Annotated in this window: 1 protein-coding gene and 1 pseudogene; both read right to left on the bottom strand. The window is 77.2% G+C overall.

The window, feature by feature from the left end:
- Positions 1–642 (bottom strand): transglutaminaseTgpA domain-containing protein (locus JFN87_RS33265; RefSeq protein WP_245182887.1); only part of this gene is annotated, 642 nt, incomplete at its 3' end.
- Positions 639–877 (bottom strand): annotated as a pseudogene (locus JFN87_RS33260) (DUF58 domain-containing protein); the annotation flags it as partial. The pseudogene JFN87_RS33260 and the gene JFN87_RS33265, both read right to left, overlap by 4 nt.

Here is an 877-nt window from a genome sequence, read left to right as displayed (position 1 = left end):
CCGCGACGGTGGGCCGGGCGGACGCCCCGGCCGGGCCGGGCCCGCGAAGACCCTGCCCCAGCGGGACAGCCGGTCGCCGCCCTCCGCGAGGAGCAGCAGCAGGTAGCCGGCGGCGGCGAGCAGGAACCACAGCCAGCTCGCGGCGGTGCCGGTGCTGCCGGAAATCCCGGAGGCCACCGCGTACAGGGCGAGCAGCGGCAGCCCCGCGGGGGCCGCGCCTCGGAACGTGACCCCGATGGCGTCCACGGCGAGGCCGATGACGAGCACCCCGCCGACGAGCATCAGCTTGATGCCCTCGGTCGGCGGCGCCGGGATGGAGTAGCGGGTGACGTCGTCGCCGCCCGAGGTCAGCAGCGCCCCGAACCGCTCGAAGACATCGGGCGTCGGCACCAGGCCGAGCGGCGCTGCGGAGTGCGCGAACACGACCGTCAGCATCAGCACCACCAGGACCGCCTGGAGCACGACGGTGACCGTACGCGCCATCGGTACCCTGCGCATCAGCGCTCCCGCGCCGCTGACGAGCGCCGCCATCACGGCGGCCTCCAGCAGCCAGGCGGGCGAACTGACCAGCGGCAGCAGCGCGCACGCCGCCAGCAGCGTGGCGAGCAGCGCACACAGCGCGAGCTTTCCCCGGCCGCTCATGACTCTCCTCCGGACCTGGCGCCCGTGCCGCCCGCCGCGACCCGCCCCGCGTCATCCCCGTCCGCAGCGCCGGCATCGGCGCCGGCGCCGAACGAACCGCCGCCGTCGGCCGCGTACGGCAACGAGCGCTCCTCGGCCGCCTGCCGCCACAGCGCGGGCAGCGAGGCGCCGGGCGCCGCGGGCAGCACGGTCCAGCCCGACTCGCGCAGCTGCCGCGCCCGCTGCCCGGCCCCGG

The organism is Streptomyces montanisoli (genome assembly GCF_017813245.1).
GTDB lineage: Bacteria > Actinomycetota > Actinomycetes > Streptomycetales > Streptomycetaceae > Streptomyces > Streptomyces montanisoli.
This window is presented reverse-complemented; position numbering and strand designations above follow the sequence as displayed.